The 23339-nt window shown below is 24.8% G+C and carries 15 protein-coding genes; 5 read left to right on the top strand and 10 right to left on the bottom strand.

Annotated elements, in window-relative coordinates; genetic code table 4:
- Positions 1 to 18 precede the first annotated feature (18 nt).
- From UUR8_RS02625 to UUR8_RS02605, 5 genes are all read left to right on the top strand, one after another.
- The gene (locus UUR8_RS02625; RefSeq protein WP_004026030.1) at positions 19 to 1605 is read left to right on the top strand and encodes a site-specific DNA-methyltransferase; all 1587 of its coding nucleotides are present in this window, start codon (positions 19 to 21) and stop codon (positions 1603 to 1605) included.
- A 149-nt stretch (positions 1606 to 1754) separates the two neighbouring features.
- Complete coding sequence (locus UUR8_RS02620) at positions 1755 to 2129, top strand: hypothetical protein (RefSeq protein WP_004026143.1); 375 nt, start codon at positions 1755 to 1757, stop codon at positions 2127 to 2129.
- A complete protein-coding gene (locus UUR8_RS02615; protein WP_155105088.1) occupies positions 2072 to 3364 on the top strand; it encodes a site-specific DNA-methyltransferase in 1293 nt (430 codons plus the stop codon). Before UUR8_RS02620 ends, UUR8_RS02615 begins: the two co-directional genes overlap by 58 nt.
- 5 nt (positions 3365 to 3369) lie before the next feature.
- On the top strand, positions 3370 to 5844 hold the full coding sequence (locus UUR8_RS02610) for a DEAD/DEAH box helicase family protein (RefSeq protein ID WP_004025961.1): 2475 nt from the start codon (positions 3370 to 3372) through the stop codon (positions 5842 to 5844).
- Positions 5845 to 5999: 155 nt separating this feature from the next.
- On the top strand, positions 6000 to 7844 hold the full coding sequence (locus UUR8_RS02605) for a hypothetical protein (RefSeq protein ID WP_004026008.1): 1845 nt from the start codon (positions 6000 to 6002) through the stop codon (positions 7842 to 7844).
- Between the two features lie 92 nt (positions 7845 to 7936).
- On the opposite strand, the gene UUR8_RS02600 is transcribed toward UUR8_RS02605, so the two are convergent.
- From UUR8_RS02600 to UUR8_RS03850, 10 genes are all read right to left on the bottom strand, one after another.
- A complete protein-coding gene (locus UUR8_RS02600; RefSeq protein ID WP_020476676.1) occupies positions 7937 to 11857 on the bottom strand; it encodes a DUF1410 domain-containing protein in 3921 nt (1306 codons plus the stop codon).
- A gap of 59 nt (positions 11858 to 11916) precedes the next feature.
- Positions 11917 to 14175 (bottom strand): DUF1410 domain-containing protein, encoded by a 2259-nt coding sequence (locus tag UUR8_RS02595; RefSeq protein WP_004025908.1) that lies wholly within the window; start codon positions 14173 to 14175, stop codon positions 11917 to 11919.
- 378 nt (positions 14176 to 14553) lie between these two features.
- Positions 14554 to 14805, bottom strand: a complete 252-nt coding sequence (locus UUR8_RS02590) for an urease accessory protein UreE N-terminal domain-containing protein (protein WP_004025561.1) — start codon at positions 14803 to 14805, stop codon at positions 14554 to 14556.
- Between the two features lie 107 nt (positions 14806 to 14912).
- The gene (mtnN, locus tag UUR8_RS02585; RefSeq protein WP_004025671.1) at positions 14913 to 15605 is read right to left on the bottom strand and encodes a 5'-methylthioadenosine/S-adenosylhomocysteine nucleosidase; all 693 of its coding nucleotides are present in this window, start codon (positions 15603 to 15605) and stop codon (positions 14913 to 14915) included.
- 9 nt (positions 15606 to 15614) lie between these two features.
- Positions 15615 to 16793, bottom strand: coding sequence for a nicotinate-nucleotide adenylyltransferase (locus UUR8_RS02580; RefSeq protein WP_004025558.1), 1179 nt, complete (start codon positions 16791 to 16793; stop codon positions 15615 to 15617).
- 27 nt (positions 16794 to 16820) lie between these two features.
- A complete protein-coding gene (gene yqeH, locus UUR8_RS02575; protein WP_004026067.1) occupies positions 16821 to 17906 on the bottom strand; it encodes a ribosome biogenesis GTPase YqeH in 1086 nt (361 codons plus the stop codon).
- Complete coding sequence (gene parC, locus UUR8_RS02570; protein ID WP_004025651.1) at positions 17906 to 20464, bottom strand: DNA topoisomerase IV subunit A; 2559 nt, start codon at positions 20462 to 20464, stop codon at positions 17906 to 17908. Before parC ends, yqeH begins: the two co-directional genes overlap by 1 nt.
- 5 nt (positions 20465 to 20469) lie before the next feature.
- The gene (gene parE, locus UUR8_RS02565) at positions 20470 to 22398 is read right to left on the bottom strand and encodes a DNA topoisomerase IV subunit B (RefSeq protein WP_004025582.1); all 1929 of its coding nucleotides are present in this window, start codon (positions 22396 to 22398) and stop codon (positions 20470 to 20472) included.
- Positions 22399 to 22404: 6 nt separating this feature from the next.
- Positions 22405 to 23001 carry a peptide deformylase gene (def, locus tag UUR8_RS02560; RefSeq protein ID WP_004026185.1) on the bottom strand — a complete coding sequence of 199 codons (597 nt, stop codon included), beginning with the start codon at positions 22999 to 23001 and terminating at the stop codon, positions 22405 to 22407.
- A 140-nt stretch (positions 23002 to 23141) separates the two neighbouring features.
- On the bottom strand, positions 23142 to 23324 hold the full coding sequence (locus UUR8_RS03850) for a phosphorylase family protein (RefSeq protein WP_253255943.1): 183 nt from the start codon (positions 23322 to 23324) through the stop codon (positions 23142 to 23144).
- Positions 23325 to 23339: the final 15 nt, after the last annotated feature.

The raw sequence follows: 23339 nt of genomic DNA, 5'->3' as shown, positions 1-23339 counted from the left end.
AATTTATAAAGAGGATTTATGATTAAAGATTTAGATAGTTATTTAAAAGATATTGATGAAATGAGCAAGAGTTCATTAAATGAGGATCAAAAACAATTAATTAAAAAAATTTTAGAAAAAACTGATCCCCAGGATTTAGATAATGTGTTTCAATTATTAATTCAACGTGTTAAGATAGGATTTAGTTTTGATGTTGCTCCAAGCGTGCACCAAACTCAAATTGCGATATTAGCTAAAAATGAGCAATTATCATTCATGAATGATGCACATAATTTATTTAAAAATGATACTAATAGTTTAATCATTGGTGAAAACTATGATGTACTAAAGAATTTATTAGTGTTAGAGAGAGAGAGAGAGACTAGTGGGCGCGACGCTTACTATGATGTAATCTATATCGATCCTCCTTATAATACTGAAGCAAGCAAGACTGATGGCAATAATTTTAGCGAAAAAGATGATGTAGCTGCATCTAAGTTTGTTTATCGTGATAAATTCAGTCGCAATGGGTGACTAAATATGATGAATGAACGTTTAAAATTAGCGAAAAACTTACTTAAAAATGATGGTGTAATTTTTGTATCTATTGACGATAACGAACAAGCATACTTAAAAGTTTTGATGGATGAAATTTTTGGTGAAGAGAATTTTACTTGCAATTTTGTTTGAGAAAAGAATTATGCACCAAAAAATAATAATAAATTTGTTTCTGTAAATCACGATTACATATTGTGTTATTGTAAGAACAAAATACTTAAAAATAAATTTAATCGAAATCAACGAACAGAAAAAAATAATAGACTTTATTTTTATAAAGATGATAGAGGTTTTTATAAATCGTCAGATTTAACTAAAAAAGGTTCAAACAATATTTATGATATTATTTGAGATGGCAAAAAATACTTATGTCCTAAAAATTCTAGTTGATTATATAACGAAGAAAAAATGTATGAATTAATAAAACAAAATAGAATTTTTTTACCTGAAAATGAAAATAATAGACCCTTTTTAAAAAAATATTTAAACGAGGTAGATGATGTTATTTCGTTATCAATATTAAAATATGAAGTTGTCAATCATACAGATGGATCAAAAAAACAATTAGATTCAATATTAGATAATCATAATTTTAATACACCAAAACCTATAGAACTTATAAAATATCTTATTAATATAGCTTCAACAAACAACGCTCGCATTCTTGATTTCTTTGCAGGCTCTGGAACAACTGGACATGCAGTATTAGCATTAAATAAAGAAGATGGTGGAAATCGAACATTTACAATAGTGACAAATAATGAAAATGAAATTGGCACTAATGTTTGTTATGAACGTTTATATCGTATTAATAATGGTTTTGGTACTAAAAATGAAACTGATTTTGATTGAATCAACAAAAATAAACCATATTTAAATAATCTAAATGTCTATGATCTAAAATACTTTGATACAAATCCAATCAAAATTGATAATAATGAAATTAAAGAAGCATTTACTAAAATGCTAGTTGATTTTAATGACGCAAGTCAATCAAATTTATTTGACAGTAATCAACGTGAATTATTAATTAATTTAAGTACACTAAAGTCAATTAATAATAAATAATAATTTACAAAATTTAAATAACTTTAAAATAAAATCATTAACTAAAGTATATACTTTTATATTAAAAACAGTTTAATTGTATTAAATGATTTATATAGCATCATTTATAATATAAATTAGATTATATATTTAATTTATAAAGAGGATTTATGATTAAAGATTTAGATAGTTATTTAAAAGATATTGATGAAATGAGTAAGAGTTCATTAAATGAGGATCAAAAACAATTAATTAAAAAAATTTTAGAAAAAACTGATCCCCAAGATTTAGATAATGTGTTTCAATTATTAATTCAACGTGTTAAGATAGGATTTAGTTTTGATGTTGCTCCAAGCGTGCACCAAACTCAAATTGCGATATTAGCTAAAAATGAGCAATTATCTTTCATGAATGATGCACATAATTTATTTAAAAATGATACTAATAGTTTAATCATTGGTGAAAACTATGATGTACTAAAGAATTTATTAGTGTTAGAGAGAGAGAGAGAGAGACTAGCGGGCGCGACGCTTACTATGATGTAATCTATATCGATCCTCCTTATAATACTGAAGCAAGTAAAACTGATGGTAATAATTTTAGCGAAAAAGATGATATAACTGCATCTAAGTTTATTTATCGTGATAAATTCAGTCGCAATGGTTGATTAAATATGATGAACGAACGTTTAAAATTAGCGAAAAACTTACTTAAAAATGATGGTGTAATTTTTGTTTCTATTGATGATAGTGAACAAGCGTATTTAAAAGTCTTAATGGATGAAATTTTTGGCGAAGAGAATTTTATATGTAGCTTTATTTGAGAAAGAACAAATCATACAAATCAAGGAAATAATGGAAAGAAGATTTTTAGAAATTCAGAATATATTCATACTTATTCTAAAAATATAAATAGCATAAATTATATTAATGAAGGCGATAAAAAAGAATTTGATACAGCACCTTTAAAAAATAATTCAAATAAAGAAATTTTAATTAAATTTGATAAAAATCAAATTTTTGTTAAAGAAAAAAATCAATTAAATGATAAACCTCTTGAATTTTTTATTAGAAGTAGATGAACACAAAACAGAATAGATCAAGAATTATTTTTAGGAACAAAATTCATATTAACAAATCAAAAAGATCAAATTATTAGAGTTAAATATAGTGATAATAAAAAAGGATTTTTAATACCAAAAGCACTTTTGAATACTTCTAAACTATATTTAGAAAAATATTTTAAATCAACAACAGAACACGGAACAAAAGAGCTTAATGATATTTTAGAAAATAATAATTTTAGTTATCCAAAACCCAAAGAGTTAATATGTTATTTATTAGAAATAATTCAAAATAAAAATGCTCGTGTTTTAGATTTTTTTGCAGGATCTGGAACAACTGGGCATGCAGTATTAGAATTGAATAAAGAAGATGGTGGAAATAGAACATTTACACTAGTAACAAATAATGAAAACCAAATTGGTACTAATGTTTGTTATGAACGCTTATATCGTATTAACAATGGTGTTGGTACTAAAAACGAAGCTGATTTTGATTGAATCAACAAAAATGAAGCTTATTTAAATAATCTAAATGTCTATGATCTAAAATACTTTGATACAAATCCAATCAAGATTGATAATAATGAAATTAAAGAAGCATTTACTAAAATGCTAGTTGATTTTAATAATACAAGTCAATCAAGTTTATTTGAAAATAAGCAACGCGAATTATTAATTAATTTAAGTACACTAAAGCCAATTGAAAAAAAGGAATAAAATCTATGAAATTAACCAAATCACAACAAAAAGCTTTTAGTCAATTAGTTAATTGTTATTTAGAAAGCGTGAATAACAATAAAAAAGAAATTATTGATTTTCAAGCACCAACAGGATCTGGTAAAACCTTTATTATTACCAATACTATTAATGAAATTATTAAGACAAACAAAGCTAATGGTAGTCCTCAAAAATTAATTTTTGTAATTGCGACTTTATCATCAGCTGATTTACCATTTCAATTAGAACAAAATATGAATGAGTATAAATATTATATTAATGGTTTATTTGATGTCGAACTTAAAGAATCACCATCTTCTAAAAGTGCTAAAAAAGATAGTTCTTACAATATTTTAGCTGAAGAAAATAAAGTAATTATTTTTGGGTCTTCTTCATTTGGTAAAGGAAGAATCATTACAGAAGAAGGAATTTTAGATGCTTTTTTAGATGAAATTAAATCACAAGGATATACATTAGTTTATATCCGTGATGAAGCTCATCATGGCGGTAATGTTAATAAAACAAAAATATTTGAAGATTTTGATGAAAAAATACACAAAAATTCTTTTAAAAAAGAAGAAACACGATTTGAATATAAAATTCAAGAAGCAGCATCTTTTATTATTAAAATGACAGCAACTCCTAAAGGAATTCATAAATTAGTATTCATTGATGAAAAAGATTTAATGGATGATGATACAAAATTGTTAAAAGATGAACATGTTTATAATCTAGAAATTAAAGAACTAAAAGAAGAAAACATTGATGATGAACTATTATTAACAACTGCTTGTGAGCAATTTTTAAAAATCAAAGAGCAATATCCAAAAGCAAAAGAGTTAAAAAATATTCGTCCAGCCATGTTAATTCAAGTTGAAAATGAACCTAATAAAGAACCACAAAAAAGCGAATTTTTAGATAAAATTGAAAAAATTATTAAAATTTTGGAAAAACATAATTTATCATGAGTTAAATACTTTTCTAATGATAAAGAGGTTCAAACTAATATTTTAATTAATAAAAAAAATAATAAAATTTCTCTAAAAGAAATTTCTAAAAAGACTTCAAATGTGGATGTAATTTTGTTTAAAATTGGTCCTGCAACTGGTTGAAATATTCCGCGTGCTTGCATGTTAGTACAATTGCGAAACGTTTCTTCAAAAAATTTATCAGTACAAACAATTGGAAGAATTAAGCGTTTTCCAAATCCTAGCTTTGACAAAAACGAAATTAGCTATAATTCCATATCAAATCAATATTTTATTTATTCTAATATTATTTCAGAAGATAAAATTCGTCAAACTTTGATTTTAAAAGACAAATATAAAAATGACAGATTTTTTTATGGCGAAATTAATCAAGAGAAAGTTAATAACTATTTAAATGGAGAAACTTATAGAGAAGAAATAGTAGAGGAGTTTGAAGATTCAATTAGTAATTTTGAATACCATGTTAATAAGATTTATGAGAAATATGAAAAAAATAAATACTTAGAAGGCGAAACTTCAAAAATTGAAGGTAAAACACGTGTTTATACTAAAATTAAAAATTCAATCGAACTTGAACTTTATATTATTGAACAATTAAGAAAATACAAACATCTATTTCCTCAAAAAATTATTGATTTTCTTGAAACGAAGTTTAATGAGTGAGAAAAAAGATGAAAATTAAACATAAGAATCAACATGTATTGATATGTTATCATTAAAGAATATCTTGATCAAATTGAAAAAATATATAAAAATTCATTAGAACAAATGAAAAAAGATAATCATGAATTACTTTTTAAATTGCAAAATAATAAAAATTTACCTAATCAAAATGAAATTTTTATTCCCATTGAAAAATATAAAAAATGTGAAAACATGTTAGATTTAAATGTTTGTGATAAGTATGCATATAAAGATCTTAAAGAACAAAATCACTATTTTGATTCTTTAACTGAATCTAAATTTGCAAATCGTTTCCTTTCATTATCAAATGATAATGATAAAATTAAAAATAATGTTGAACTTTGGACTAAAAATCCTGTTTTTCATGGATTAAAATATCAATATTTTAATGAAGATGGTCAAATAAGTAATTCATACCCTGATTTTATTTTAAAAATAAAAACACATGATCAAAAAGATCATTATTTATATATTGAAGTAAAAAATTTATATAGTGATTATGATTATGAAAAAACAAAATTATTAATTGAATCATATCAACGATATATTGAAAATAAAAACAATAACGATAATTTAATATTAGATGAATTAGACAAAGCAGAAATTACGATTTTAGTTTGTTATATTAATATGAAAAATCAAAAAGATTTTTATTTTTATGGAGCTAGTTCAAATGATGTTTTAAATAAAAAAGTTAATTTTGATCTTTTAAAAAACACAAGTATTAACAAAACTCCAGAACAACTAGTTGCGAATAAAGCAAAATTTATTATTGACATTAAACATTTATTAGATTTCTTACTTTAAGAATATCTAACTTTAGATCAATCTACTTTAGGATAAAACTAGAGTAGATTTTTATTTTAATAATGTTAAAATATTTAAGCGTTTAATTCGAATAATACTTAAATAACTAATAAGTTAAGCTAGTAATTGAATAATTAATTCTTGGAGTTTTAAATATGAAACACAAAAAATACAAATCAATTTGATTGAAACTAAGTATGATTAGTGCTATACCTTTGTTAGCAACAATAATTACAGCTTGTGCAAAAGTTGATACAAAACAAAAAGCTAAAGAAGAATTACAATCAAGTTTAAATAAAGCTGTTTTATTAAAAGAAATTGTTGATCAATCTTCTTATGAAGATTTTAAAAAAATATATAATCAAACTCTTAAATCAAATTTAGAAAACATTAATAAATTATCAGAGCAAAAATTAAAACAAGAACAACAAACAATTAAAAATTTAATTACACAAGTTAGTGTTTTAAATGAATTAGATTCAATCAAAAACATGAGTGATTTAATAGATGTTGTTGAATTAGAAAACACTAAAAAACAATTACAAGATTTTTTAAATCAATATGAAAAATTACTTAATCAAGCAAGTGTTGATACTACAATAATTGATAAACTAAAATCTGATGCTCATCAAAAAAGATTAGACACCAAAGCTTTAATTCAAAAAACAATTTTAGATTTAGCTAATAAAATTAAAAGCCTAATTAAAACATCTGGATTAAATAAAAACATTGTTGAGCTTGAAAATGATATTCAAAAATTAGTTAATAATGACACAAAAGCTAATTTTAAAAAACTATATGAAGATTTTAAATTAATTTACACTAAATTAAATGATATTAATGACTTAATTAACAAAGAACTAAAAGCTTTACCTTTTATTAAAAAATTAGATGATATAGTTAATGTTATTAATACTATTTATGAACAAAATCATCATTTTTTATGATTTGATCAAACTAAGTTAACAAATTTAAGACAAATTTTAATAAAGAATATAAATCATGTATTAAATGCTAAAAAGACATTAGAGATCAAAGAAATTAAAACTTTAACTAATCAACTTTTATTTGACCTTCAAAATTACTTAGAAGGTTTAAAAATGATTGCGTTAGAAAGTGAAAATAGTGTTAACAAATTAATCAGTATTATTGAATCATTACAACCAGATGATTATAATCCTTACTATAGTATTGAAAAACAAGAAAATAAGCAAAAAGATGAAAACAATTCTCAAGCAACATATAATGGTTTAGAACACCAAATTAAAAGTTTAAAATCAATCATTAACTTATTTGATTTTAACATTACTAATTTATCAATTGATGCAATCTATAATCTTAATGATGAATTAATTAAAAAATTTCAAAAAGCTAATTCACAAATTAATGAAGTTGTGATTCAAATTAAACAAACCATTTTATCAAATTTTAAACAAACTTATTTATTTAAGGACTTCATTAAACATTTAAAAGAGTTTAATATTGAATTAAATAATGAAAATGATCCAATAAAAAAAGCTAATCGAATTCAAACCATTCAAGAAGTCTTAAAAAGTTATGAAAAGGATTTATTTTTAAATACTAAAATTAATTTAAAACTTGCTCCAAACGAAGTATTAACAGTAAATAATCTTGAAAAAATTGATTTAACATATGCTTCTGATTCGCTGCAAAAACCACAAGAATTAATCGCTTATTTAGAATTAAATAATAATCAAGAAAGAGAATTTAGCAAAGAACTTGAAAATCTTAGTGTTAGAGTTTTTACTATCATTGATAAAAAACTCTATATTCCCAAAGCTAAAGAATTAATTGATGAAAGCAAAAAAATTATTCAAACAAAAGATGAGCACGCAAATAATAAAACAAAATTACAACGATTAGAAAAATTCACTAGTTTTGTTGAACAAGGAATAAGTAATGAAAATGTTTCTTCTTATACTCTTAATCTTTATATTCAAAGATTAACAAAACTAATTGAAGAAATTAAAAAACGATAGCATTAAAATGCTAAATAATATCAAAACTCCTCTACTAGAAAAAGTTCTTTAGAGGAGTTTTGATATCTTACTATATTAATAAAAATTAATGATTACGAAGCGTAAATAACTCATTTTCAAGAATAATTTTTATCGATAATAATATTGTTATCATCATTAAAAGGTTTAATTACCTTATGTGGTTTTGCACTTTGTTGTTCATTTGAGTTAGCAAGAAATTTAATTTCTTTTAATGTGTATGCAGTGTTTGGTGTTAAGTTATCAAAATGGCATTTTAATATTCCAATATTACCATCTTTATAATCTGATTTAACATCAGAAAGTAAAAATTCCTTAGAAATTTCGGTTTGGAGTGCGTCTACTGACACTAGTGTAACACGATATTTTTGCTTATTTTCAAATGCACAGTCTCTTGAACCTAAATGAAGTTCAAAATCTACATTATTATTATTTCTTTCTTGTTTATCAATATATTTTACAGAAGTTTGAGCTGGTTTAAGTTTGAACTTAGATATTATCTTGTTTTGAGAATGTCAAATTTCATATTTATTGCTATTAGGACTAGTTTCAATTTCAGCATGATCAAAAGTATATTCACGATTGTTAGGAATGTTTCATAAAGAAAAATGAAGACTTGTTTCTGATCTGCTTAACGGAAAACCATCAGTTTCATAAGCAACATTGTTATTGTCATGATATATGAATTTAACTTTTCGGTTAGCAAAATCATCATTAACTTTGTTTGTTGTCATTGAAAATTCTGCAATACCTTCGTCTCCACTATTAATTACACCATCAGCATCACAATGATCAAATTTTATTGATTCTAAAACTGTTGGTGCACTTTTGGTTGTAAACTTATATTCTTTAGTATCATTGGCTTTTCATTCATAAATTACTTTATTATCATTTGCTTGCGCATTTCCATATTGTAAATTATCGACAAATGCAATTTTATAAAGATAGTATTGGGTCCCTGCTTTAAATCCACTTAAGTTATTTAATTGATTAATAATCGCTTCTGATCCATCACTATTAACCTCCCAAGTTCCCCGTGTTCATTTAAGTGCATCATTTGAATCTGTATGGGATTTAAATCACACAATAACCTTAACATTATTATCAAGCGTTTTATCTTCTGAAAGAATTTTAATTTTTAATGATTTTAGGGTTGTTTGACTAATTTGATCACTAGTTGGTTGTGTTCATTCAAATGTTGTTTTTCCAGGGCTAACTACAAATGAATCTGTTAAGTTTATCTTTTTATTTAAATCCACATAGTTATTTAAATTATTGCGTTCTTGAATTAGAATTTTTTTGAAAATATATTTTCGGTTAGGAACGCTAATTGGTAAATTTATTTGATAAATATTTTGGTCTTTTTTAAGAGTAACTAAATCAGATTCAACTGTTTTGATATCACCCCGATAATTATATTCATAAACCAATTTAACATTAAGGTTATCATAATTAGCACTTACATGAGAAAAAGTTGCTTGAATTGTTTGGTGATTGTTTTTACCATTGTTAGTAGAATCCCATTTTAAAACTGCACTTGTGGCTTTTAAATCATGCAAGATTAAATTAGGCAATTGCGTTTTAATATCCACTTGTGGAAGTGATTGAATTTTTAAATTAGTATATGCTTTATTTGGTTTTGCTATTGTTATTGATTTTAGATGGTAAGTGGTTTGTGGTTTCAAATTGTTTAAATTAAAATCAATCACCCAATCATTGTTAACTTTTTTTAGTTTTGTAGTGTATGATTGTATATCATGAGGATCATTAGATTCATAAACAAGTGTAGCACTTAAATCCTCACTTAAAATATCACCATCATTACAATTAATTTTAAAAATGGCCTTTGATCCATTAGTAATTGAATCTTGATCTCAATTACCATATTTTACAATCGTACTATCATTAGGGGCGACAATAATTTCGGATTTAACATTTGGTTTGATCATTACAACGTTATGATCATCTAAAGGTGCTGTTTTTGAGGTTAAATAATAAATTGTTTTTAATTTATATTTACGATTAGTTTGTAAATTACCTAAACTAAATTGGATTCTATTAGCAACTATATTAGTTGCACTTAAAATATCACTATAAATTGCTTCTGATGCGTTATAAATATTTTCATTACCTTGATTGTCAATAGGGACATATTTTAGTTTAAAAAATAAATTTTTATAAATATGTTCATTGGTATTAAAGTCAAGGGTTAAATTAATTGCATTTACCTTTTTAGCATCAGATGCATTAATACTTTTTAAACTTTCATGACTTGATGCTAATGGCCCATTAATTTCAAAATTATTATTAATTACTAAAGGAATTGCTGTTTCATGTGTATTTTTATAAATAATGTTATTTGTTTTATCTAACCCAATATTTTCAATAGCACATGTTGGTTTTTGTTCAAATGTAATGGATTTAATTATTGTAGGCGTATTTAATGTTAATTTAGTTAAGGTTGCTATTAGATACTTAACACCATTGTTAACAATAACAGTTGCTTCACTTTTTTGATTATTATCATAGTTAATAATCGCTTTTTGATTAGCTAATAAAACATCATCTGTATCTTTTAAAGTGATTTTAACTTGCGCATTTGTTAAAGCAGTTCCCAAACGATTACTTATTTCACTAATACTTGTTGCTAATACAGCACTAGTTCTTTCAACCATAAAATTATTAGTTAAGTTAGTATCTAATGGTAAATTAGTTTTGCTATTGTTATTTATTAATTCAACCGCCTTTAGTTTATATAAACGATTTGCTTTTAAATTATTTAGTTTTAATACATAGTTTGTTTGATTTTTTTCTAAAACTAAAGGTTGAGTTTGAACATCTGAACCATCTGAACTTGAATAAATAACTTTAATTTGCTTATTAACTCAGTCGTTTTTTATGTTAGATAGTTTTAAATTGATTTCTCTTTTAGTTTTATCAGCATCATTTTCTAGATCACTAATACTAATAACTTTATATTCTTTTAAGAAGATATCTTGTTTTTGATTACTTACTAAATCAAAATTATGTATTAAAATTTGATTTTGATTTTTTGCTAAAACAACTTTTTGTAAATGATATTTTTTATTGGGATCTTTAGTTAAAACTTGAGTATCAAACATTATTGTTCCATCATTTTTATTTACGGCAGAAATTAAATGCTTTTGCTTATTTTGGTCCTCAAAAACACCATAGACTTGTTCATTAGCATAGCGTACTGGTATTTTAGCAATTAAGTTAAGATCACCATTTTTGCTATATTGGTATGGTGTATTTAGTTCATCAATATTTAAATTATTTATGATCTTATTGTTGTATTCAATTTCATTAACATTGACGATTTTAGTTTGGTCTTGTGTTTGTAAAGCAATTACCTCATATAAATTATTATTTTTTAATTGTGAAACATCAAAACTAACTTCTCCCATATCATTTGATTTGGCTGTAATTTTATATACGTTATGCTCTAAGTCTTTTAGTGTTAATTGAATTAAAGTGTTTTTTAATAACGTGTTTAGTTTAACTTGATAAACTTTTTTATTATTAATAAAGTTAACTTTTGCATCAACTGGCTTACTAAAACAAATTTTTTGTTGACTAACTAAAGCATCATTTGTTAATAAAACATGGTTATAGTCATTAGTACTTATAACTTTTTTAAGTTTGTAACTATGGTTTAGTGGTAATAATTTGGTGTTAAATTCAAATTCTTTTTTATCATCAACAAGTGCTTGAATTTTATGTTCTTGATTGCTTTCATCATTAAAAATTCCAAAAACATAATTAGTATTATCATGTGGTTTTAAATAACCTTTAAGAATTAAATTACCGTTTTTATCAAATGAATAATATTCTTTTAAAATAGTATGTTTTGAGTAATTTTTGCTTTTTAGTCTTAAAACAATTCCTGTAATAACGCCTGCTCACACTAAATTTAAAGTAGCTAGCAAAATAAACATATGGTGTTTATATATTTTATTAACTCTTTTTTTCATAATTGTTTTATTCACTTTCATATATATATATATATATAATTAAGAATTTAAGGATTAAACTAGTTTTTTAAAGTTGTAAAGTCATAGGGATCATTTATTCGTAGATTCAAACTATAAATAACATTATCATTATTAAATGGTCTAGCAGCTCTAGTAGGTTTAGCACTAATTTCTTCATTTGGATTAGCAATAAATCGAACTTCTTTTAATAGGTATTTAGTTCCTTTTTTTAGTTTGTTTTCAAAATTACAGCTTAAAGTTGCTATATCTTTGTTCTTATCATTATTATCACCAATTGGGCTATCATCTTTATTAATAGAAGTACCAGCAAGTAAAAAGTCACCAACAACAGCATTGTTTTGATTTTCAGCTTCAACTAATGTCACTCGATATTTTTGCTTATCTTCAAATGCCCGATCTTTTGATTGTAATTGAATATCTAAAATTGCCCCATTATTAGTTATTTTCATAGGATTTTTTCATTGTATTTCTGTTTTACTTGGTGGTGTATAAAATTTGAAAGTCAATCCTCTTTTAATTTCTAAATCGTTTGTTTCGCCACCATATTCAGGATCATCAGGATATGTTGTTTGTATTTCAGCATGATCAAAAACATATTCGCGATTTCATTTTAAATCATGAATTCAAGAATGATATACAAGATCAGAATTTATTTCTTGATTATCAGAAGTATATAATTCATTGTTATTATCACGGCAATATATAGTAACTTTCTTGATTGAACTAGGATCATCACTAGCTTTATTTAGATAAAAATAAAAATTTTGTCCTCCAACGCTGCCATTATCATCTTTTTCTATTTTTTCTAAAATTAAAGGGGCAGTTTTAGTTCTGAATGTATAATTACGTGCAATATTTTTATTATATTCATAAACAATGTTATTACGATTTGGTGGTAATTTTGAATATTCTAATTCATCTATAAACTGAATTTTATAGATGTAATACTCTGTTTGCTCTTTCATACCGTATAAATTATTTAAGTTATTAATGACAGCAGCTGTTCCATTGGCGTTAGTTTGAGATAATTGACCTATAAATTTAAGTGAATTATTATTTGGTTCGGCATCTGATTTAAATCAAACCATAACTTTTTTACCATTTTGTAATGCATAATCTTCAGAAGTAATTTCAATATTTAATCTCTTTAAACCATCATATGTAATTTGACCATCATTTGGTTTTTTTCATACAAAATCTGTTTTACCAGGACCAACAATAAAAAAAGATTTTAAATTTGGATCATGATCTAAATCAATAGATTTATTTGGTTGATTTAATTTTTGAATTACTACTTTTTTAAAATGATATAAGCGATTTGGAATACTAATTGGTAAAAGAATATTGTTATATGTTGTTTTGTTTTTTTCTAATTTGAAAGGTTGTGATGCAATTTCTTTCATTTCTCCACGATAATTGTATTCATAAATTAATTTAACAATATAATCATCAAAATCGTCATTTATATTTTTAAAAGTAGCAGTTATGAATTGGTTTTGATTTGTATTATTTCAAAGAATTAAATCTTTAGCAACTTTTAGTTGTGTTAAGTTAATTCTTTTAATTGGATTTTTATCAACGATTTTATTTTTTAATGGAATTTCATTAATATTAGCAACTTTTTTGTTATTAGCTTCAATTTTTGTTAGTGTATATTTATGATCTGGTGCAAAAATTGTATTATCACTTGTTTTAAAAATAGCCTTTCCATCTAATCCAATGATAGCTTCAATGGTTTTTGTATGATCATCTTGATCATCAACTTTAAATGTTAATTTAATTTTCTTGTTAACTAAATTAGGATTCGTAAAATGCATTATATAATCATTGTTATCATTAATTTGGGCAACCACTGTTGGTTTTTTAAATGAAATATGATTATCACCACTTAATTGCTCTTCACTAATTAGATCAATATTTGGTTGATCATGTTGCTTTAAAACAACTTTTTTAAGTGTGTATATATTAGGTTTAGTTGGGTCATTATTTACTAAATCTTTTGTTGGAATAATAACCTTGCCATTAGCATCAATACTTATATCTATCTCATGTTCTACACCATTTTGGTCAACAACAATTCCTTTGACATTTGCATTATTTAAAGCTTTTTGTTTTAAATCATCATTTAAATCATTTGCTAATTTAGTGTGAATTTCTAAATTTCCATCATTATCATACTCTCAAGTCGGACGAGCAATTTTATGGTCATCTTTACCAAATTGTTTATTAACATTTTTTAAACGCAGAACAATAGCTATAATAACGCCTGCTCATATTAAATTTAAAGAACACAACATAAAAAAAATGCGATATTTCCGTTTTTTTATGTTCAAAAATTTGTAATTTTTATTATTTGATTTCATATAATTTTTCCCACATTTTTATAAAATAAACAGATAAAAACAAAACATTTGTTTACTCATATTTTTCAAAAAAAAAAAAAAAAATACAATAATGTTTTAATAAAATAACACAAACATTTTAACATAAAAACTAAAAATTTACACAAAACAAAACCCATAATAATTGAAATTATTATTAAAGTGATTTTATTTATTTTTTATTTTCATAAAATAAATAACATAATAAATACTTAATTTTTTACAAATAAAAATCTTGCTTAAAACCTACTGGTGTGTTTAAGCAAGATTTCTTAAATTAATATTTTTTACTTTTTATTTACTTTCATCAAAGTATAAAGCAACAAGTGAATGATTATCATCAATAATGCAATCACCATCAACTAACAAGTCAACAAATACAGATAAATCAACAGTATATTCTTTGCCATTTTCTGCAACTAAACTAACTTCACCCTTACGTAATTCATCTTTTGAAGTTAGAATTTTATGTAAATGGTAATGTTTTCCTTCTGGTAAGATTAATGGATGCTTGATAATATTACGAACAATTTCTTTATAAATCATAAATAAACTACTCCTTATTTAACTAACTTTTTATATACGTAAATTATAAAACAATTTAAAAAATAATAGTAGATTTTGTAATTTTAATATTTTTTTACAAAAATAAATTAGTAGATCTCTAAAATTGCTTCAATAATGGATGTTAAATGCTCATTAAATCATTTATCAATTAGTGATAAGTTTTTATTGAACTGTTCTTGATTGGAATTGGGAAGAGTAATATGATCACTAACTAATTTAATACTTACTAGTGGTGTTAGCATCCTTGTGCATACATGAGCAATAGCTGCTAATTCCATATCAACTAAGTCGATTTGTTGATCATAAAAAAATGAGATGTTATCATGGTTAATAAATGTGTCACTGCTTCCAACATTTGCAATTCAACATTTTAGTTTTTTCTTAATTAATTGGTTTTTGATTTGTTGGTTATAATTTTTATCTAAAATAAAAAATTTATCTAAACGTGGTATCTGGTTTTTTAAATAACCAAAAGCGCTAACGTTAACATCTAAATATTGGCATTGATCAATAATAGCAATATCTAAAACTTTTAACTGATCATTTAGTGCACCACAACTACCAACGTTTAAAATCACTTTAGGTTTAAAATTATTAATTAATAATGCAGTAATAAAACTCGCATTAGTTTTTCCTACATCCGTAAAAACTAAAACAAATTCTATATTTTGATGAGTGCACAAGTAAAAATCAATGTTATTGATTTGATAAACTTTCTTTTTAATTTGTTTAAAAAAAGTTTTAATTTCACTATTTAATGCCACAATTAAACTGATCATATTTCTACCTTATTTTCTTTGTCTTTGTTGATATTGATAAACTTCAATAAATGCCTTATCTAGATCTTCAAAAACTAATTTTCGATAATAATCAATGTTAATTTGATCAATTTCTTCCCTACGGTTAGGCTCTAATTTATCAGCACAATATAGAATTTTATCTAAAGTAGTTAATTCACTATAATCTTTAATAAAATCAAAAGGTCTTGTATGACGACGAATAGCATTTAAAATTAATTGATTTTTAAAACCATATTGGGTTTGTAATAAATGTGCACCAAGATATGAATGTAAGATTCTTCAAGAGATAAAATCATCACCAATATTTAATTCACTTTTATGTTCATTAAAATATGCAATACTTTCTTGTTCATCTAAACATTTTAGTATGTCATGATAAATTCCCGCACAATAAGCTTGATCAATTAGTTTTTTATCATAGACATTCATTAAATCAACACACATTTGAGCAACGCGGCGACAATGATTGATGCGTGCAATTTTTTTTTCTAAATTATTAAAATTATCATATGAAATTAAATGTTTTTCTAATAATCACAAAGCATATAAACCATGTTCATTAATATAATCAAGGACTGCTGGATCTATTCCTGATGCTAAATTATGCTGTTTTTTAATTTCAGTAGAACTAATGTTGTAATTAAAATCATTAACTAAAATAATCTCATGTTCAAAAAAATTAAAATTTTCACAATTACATTGATTTTGAAAACAAGTTTTTTTAAGACAAACACCACTTCGTTTAAAACAAATAATCTTAACTTCTTTTAAGATTCGCTCTCAATCCTTTCATTGTTTAAAACGCTCTAAATTATCACTTCCTATAATAAAATAGTATTCGTGTTCAGCACCATATAATTTTTTAAAATGATCAATTGTATTGATAGTATAAGATTTATTAACTTGATTTAGTTCATAATCACTTACTTCAGTATTGACTAAATTTTTAGTTGCAATTTTTAGCATTGCTAAACGATGATGACCATGCGTTAGTTTTGTTTTTTCATATTCTAAATTATCATCTTTATTAATTGGTTTAAAAAATTTAAAATTAGATGGCAAGAAAATTAATTTATCAGCTTTAATTAAATCAATGGCATATTTAGCCATTGCAATATGAGCATTATGAACCATATCAAAAGCTCCACAAAATAAAATGATTTTCATAATAAAACTCTCTTTGTTAATTAATAATTAAATGATCGCATATTTTGCAACTTTTATGCCAACACATTTAGGTAAACGAATACAAATTTGTTCAGCATTAGCATTAATAACTAATAATCCCAATCCTGCAATACAAATGTTTGTTTTTTGGTTTTTATTTAATGCTATTGTATGATCAATAAATTCGATGTCTTGGTCAACATAGTTAAATTTCGCTAATAAGTAACGATTATTAAAATTTGTGATAAAGTTTTCAAGTTTGCAACGATGAATATCTAATTGTGATGAAACATATAGTGTAAATGTCGTTTTTTGACCTTGTAGATATTGAACACCAACAAGTCCAGAAATCATAATTGCTTGTTGGGGATTAATTTGATAATTAATCGCTTTTGCACCATATGAAATCATGATTGATTTATTATCTTCATCACGCACATAATTTAAAATGTTTTCATTAAAACAAACCCCTGGTGCATCAATGATTTGATGCTCTAATAAATTAATTTTATTTAAGTTAATTGTTGTGTTAGTATAACTACTAATTGTAAGTTTAGTTTTAATTTTATTTAATGCTAATAAAGCATTAATTAGACTTGATTTACCAACATTAGATTTACCTAAAAAAATAGATTTTTGTTTTTTGTTAGTAGCGTTTTTAATACAATCCATAACTTTTTTTAAACTCGTGTTTGAATGTGTTGAAACATAAACAATTTGGGGATTATTAAATCCGTGATCAACAAGTGTTTTAATCACATTTTCATTAACTAATTCACTATTGTAACGATGTGGTAATAAATCAATTTTATTGACTAAAAAAATAATTTGTTCTTGATATTTTTTTAGTTCATCAATAATTGTATGTTCTAGATCTAAAATATCTAAAACCATAAAAATTTGTAAATTACTAAAATCTAAATTATCAATTGTATTTTTAATGTTTTGGTTTAAATTAGTATGCACTTTTTCAAGTTTATTGTAATGAATTAGTTTAAAACAACGTTGACATAAATTTGTTTTTGTATCATTTAGTTTTGGTGTATAGCCAATCGTGTTAATTTCATCATTCAAAAAAGCGCCACAGCCCTTACATTTCTTATTTGTTATCATTAATCATTTTCTTCTTTCTCATTAATTAATTCTAATTGCAAATCATCTTGCTCTTGATTTTCATTAGTTTTTAATAATTCACTATCAAATTCATTTGCATACATACTAATTTTTTTAAAATCACTTATAACACTATCACTTAAAAAACTATCTTTAACAACATCAGTTATAATAAGATCATTTTCGTATTTATTAATTTTAGAATCTAATTTTATTGGTTTTAGATTTGGTAAATAGTATGGATTTATTTTTTGTTGTTCATCTAATAAATAGAAAACATTTTCATTACCAACTAAAAATGCTGCTAAAACGCTTTGTGCTTTTTTTGTTGGTAAATAAAGTGGTGATGGTGTCATTGCACGTTTTGATAATTTTAGCTCACTAATACTAAAACACTTATTACCTTGATCTAAAAAAAGTTGAATACTATAACCATTATTAGGAACGATTAGAATTGAACTAATTTCATCATTTGGTTTTAATTTCATGATTTTAATCCCTTTTGCTAAACGATTTAAACAATTAATTTCATGAACTAAAAACATTAACACTAACCCTAGTTTAGAAATTGCAACAACAAATTGATTATGATCTTTTTTAATTAAATTAGCACTAATTAAACCATCATTTTCATTTAGTTTCATAATACTAATTTGTTTGCTATTTTTATTTAAATCTAACTCATTTAATTCAATTCTTTTAATTAAATTTAGTTTTGAACCTAAAACTAATTGGTGTTCATCAACTTTAAATTGTTCATTGCATACATAAACTGCTACAACTTTTTCATTAGCATCAAATTTAGCATAATTATTTAAATGTTCACCAACATCTTTTCAACGCATACAACTAATTTTATGCGCAATTAAATTAATTAATTTTGCTTTTGATGTAATAATTAAAATTCGATCATGCGAATTAATTACATTATGATAAAAAAGAAGATCATTAGTTTTTAGCCCTAATTCATCATATTTTGAAGATTCAAATGATTTTTTAGAAACAGTTTTAATATATCCATCACGACTAATAACTAAATTTAAACTTTGTTTTTCAATCATTTGATCTTCATTAACTTCAGCTTTTATAAACTCATCAAATAATTTTGTTTTACGTTGATAACCAAATTCTTTTTTGAATTCAATCATTTTTTGTTTTAAATAATTTTTGCGAACTTGAAGTGATTTAATTCGCTCTTTTAGTGTTTTAGCTTGTTGTTGAAGACTTTCTCATTCATTTCTTAAATCAAATATATCTGTGCGTGTTAAATTATGCAAACGCATCATAATAATTGCTTCAGCTTGATTATTAGTAAAAGCAAATGTTTGAATTAAAGCATTTTTTGCGTCTTGGCGTGAATCACTAGCCCGAATAATTTTAATAATTTCATCGATTAAATCAACACATTTAATTAAACCTTCAACAATTTCAATACGTAATAAAACTTTATTTAAATCATATAAATCAACTTTATTAATAACATCAAGACTATGGTTGATTTGCGCATCTAGATACGTTAATAAACTTACAAGTGTTGGTGTTCGATGAACAATTGCAATAAATTTTGTATTATAACTAATTTCCAAACTAGTTTTTTTGTATAAATAATTTTTAACATTTTCTAAATTAACATCTTTTTTAGTATCAATGATAATGCTAACACCCTTAGCATCTGATTCATCACGAACTTCGATTAAACCAGCAACTTCTTTATTGTAAATAATATCTTCAATTTCTTTAATAATTAAAGCTTTATTTGTTTCATAAGGAATGGAATTAATAATGATTTGATTAATTTTTACTTCACTTGTTTTAAATTCAATTGAAGCTCGGATTACAAATTTACCTTCACCAGTTTTGTGAGCATTTGCACATCCATTTAAATCATGAATTTCTCCCCCTGTTGGGAAATCTGGCGCTGGACAAATTTTAATTAATTTTTCAATACTACAATCTGGATGATCAATTCGATAAATTAAAGCATCAAAAACTTCATTAGGATTATGAGGTGGAATACTTGTTGCATATCCTGAAGCAATTCCTGTTACTCCATTAATTAATAAGTTAGGAAAAAGTGATGGTAAAATTGATGGTTCTTTTTCACTATCATCAAAGTTTGGACTAAATTTAACTACATCTTTTTTTAAATTAGTTAGCATTACACTAGCAATTTTTGATAAACGTGTTTCTGTATAACGCATCGCAGCAGCGTTATCACCATCAATCGAACCTTTATTACCATGCATATCTAATAAGCATAAATTATTTTTTCAATCTTGACTCATTCTTACCATAGCTTCATAAATTGATGAATCACCATGAGGGTGGTATTTACCAATTACTTCCCCAACTGTACGTGCTGATTTTTTGTAAGGTTTGTCATGAAAAATTCCTAATTCGCTCATGGCATACAAAATACGTCGTTGAACGGGTTTTAAACCATCACGAATATCTGGTAAAGCACGATCTTGAATAATATATTTTGCATATTTAGCATAACTTTCACCAACAATGTTGTCTAATGGTGTATTAATAATTTTTTGTTGATTTACACTCATAGTTTTTATTTAGACTCCTCATTATTGATTTGTAATTCATCAATGACACTAAAATCAATATTATTATCAATTCATTGTCTTCGAATACTTACATCATTACCCATTAAAGTATTGATTTGACGTTCAGCTTGTAAAATATCATTGATATTAACTCTTAATAATAAACGCTTACTTGGATCCATGGTTGTTTCAAATAGTTGATCAGCATTCATTTCACCAAGTCCTTTATAACGTTGAATTTCATAATTTTTTTGTTCTTTTTTTAGTTGATCTAATTCAACATCATCCCAAGCATAAAAGAATTTTTTGTTATTTTTATTTGTTAATTTATAAAGTGGAGGTAAAGCTATGTAAATATTACCATTCTCAATTAAAGGCCGCATAAAACGATAAAATAAAGTTAATAATAAAACTTGGATGTGACTACCGTCGGTATCTGCATCGGTCATAATAATAATTTTGTGATATTTTAATTTTTTTAAATCAAATTCTGCACCAATTCCTGTTCCTAAACAAGTAAAGATTGATGCTATTTCTTCATTTTTTAAAACATCAACTAAACGAGCTTTTAAAACATTAAGAACTTTACCTCTTAAAGGCAAAATAGCCTGGTATTTTTTATTTCGTCCTAGTTTAGCTGATCCACCAGCGGAATCACCTTCAACCAAAAATAATTCATTTAAAGTTGGATCTTTGCTTTGTGCTGGTGTTAATTTTCCACCCATTCCTCGCTCTTCTTTAATTTTTTTAACTTTTTTAGTTTCTTCACGAGCACGCTTTGCAGCCAATTTAGCATCACGTGCAAGAATTGCTCGATTAACTAAATCTAAAGCTTGTGTTTTATTTTCTTCTAATCAAAAACTAAAATTATCTTCAATTGTTTTTTTTACTGCTTCATTTGCTTCTGGTGTGAATAATTTGTTTTTGGTTTGACCCTCATAGCTAATTAAGCTTTCAGGGATTCGAAGTGAAATTACACTTGATAAACCCTCACGTATATCATCGCCTTCTAAATTTTTGTCTTTTTCTTTAAGTAAATTATGTTTTCTTGCATAATTATTAACAACATTTGTTAAAGCGTTTTTAAAAGCATTTTCATGTACACCACCTTCACTAGTTTTCACAGAATTAGCAAATGAAACCATAATTTCATTGTTTTGATCACTATATTGAAAAGCAATTTCGACATCTATTTTGTTAATGTTGCTTTTAAAATAAATAACATCAGAAAAGGTCTTTTTAGTTTCATTAATAAATTTAATAAAATCAATTAAACCTTGATTATTAATAAATTCGTACTTTTTTTTATTAATTTTATCTTCAAAAATTATTTTTAAATCTTTTATTAAAAAAGTTGATTCATGTAGACGCTCTTTTATTATGTTAGGATTAAAAACTAAATTTTTAAAAATTAGAGGATCGGGTAAGAAATGAATTAATGTTCCTGTTTTTTTAGTTGTTCCAATTACTTTTAAAGATTGATGAATATGACCTCCATTAATAAATTTCGCTTGGTAAATTTTTTGATCACGATAAACTTCACAAATTAATCAAGAACTTAAAGCATTAACTACTGATGAACCAACACCATGTAAACCACCAGCAGTTTTGTATGCACTTTCATCAAACTTACCTCCAGCATGCAAAATTGTTAGAACAGTTTCAACAGTAGAAATTTTTGTTTGAGAATTAATGTCAACTGGTATACCACGCCCATCATCTAAAACACTAATTGAATTATCTTCATGCAAAATAACATTAATGTTTTTTGCGTTGGCATTCATAACTTCATCAATTGAATTATCAACAATTTCTCAAACTAAATGGTGTAAACCAGCACTACTTGTTGATCCAATATACATTCCAGGACGCTTACGAACAGCTTCCAACCCTTCTAAGATTTTAATAGCATTCCCATCGTATTTATTTGCCATAAGATTTTATCTTCCTATCTTTGTTCAACTAGGTTCGGCATAAAATGGTTGCTGTTGATTGATATTGTCATAATATAAACCAGCATCTAAATGACCAATTTCATGCTGGATGCAAATTGCAATAATACCACTAAATTCTTGATCAATAAATTGTTCGCTAATTAGATCATATTCTTTAACATGAACTTTTTTATTTCTAATAACATATCCAGAACGATCATCATCAACAGATAGACATCCTTCGCCTGGATTTAAATAAGCTATTTCGGATGAACGTTTAATAATATGAGGATTAATTAATAAATAATGATGTTCTTTGGCTTCATCATTAAAATGGATATAAGTTGCGCGTTTGTTTCAACCAACTTGATTTGCAGCGATCGCAATTCCTGAACGAATTTTATATTTTTTGGCTTGATTATGATAACAAACATCAATATAACGGACCATTTTTTTAAGATAATAAATATCATCTTTTGATAATTCATTACCTTCTATATCTTGAGTTACTTCGCGTAAAATGGGATGTGGATCTTTAAAAATTCATTGAGGGTTAGGCTTTAAATTTGAATTTAATAAATCTAAAAATTTAATATTGTACATTTACTTACTTCCTATTTTTTGAAATGAAATCATAATTGATTGGTTTTTATTTTATTAACCATGTTTTAATAATAATTATAAATGATATAAAAGTTTATAATGTATGATTGTTACTAATTAAATAAATTATTTAAACTCTATTAACATTCTAATAAATATTTATTAAACCATTTATCGATTAATACCAAATTTTTATTGAATTGTTCTTGATTTGAACTTGGATGCATAATATGATCGCTAACCATTTTAATACTTACTAAAGGGGTTAACATACGTGTACATACATGTGCAATTGCAGCTAGTTCCATATCAACTAAATCGATTTGTTCATCATAAAA

This window comes from Ureaplasma urealyticum serovar 8 str. ATCC 27618, assembly GCF_000169535.1.
Lineage (GTDB): Bacteria > Bacillota_I > Bacilli_A > Mycoplasmatales > Mycoplasmoidaceae > Ureaplasma > Ureaplasma urealyticum.
This window is presented reverse-complemented; position numbering and strand designations above follow the sequence as displayed.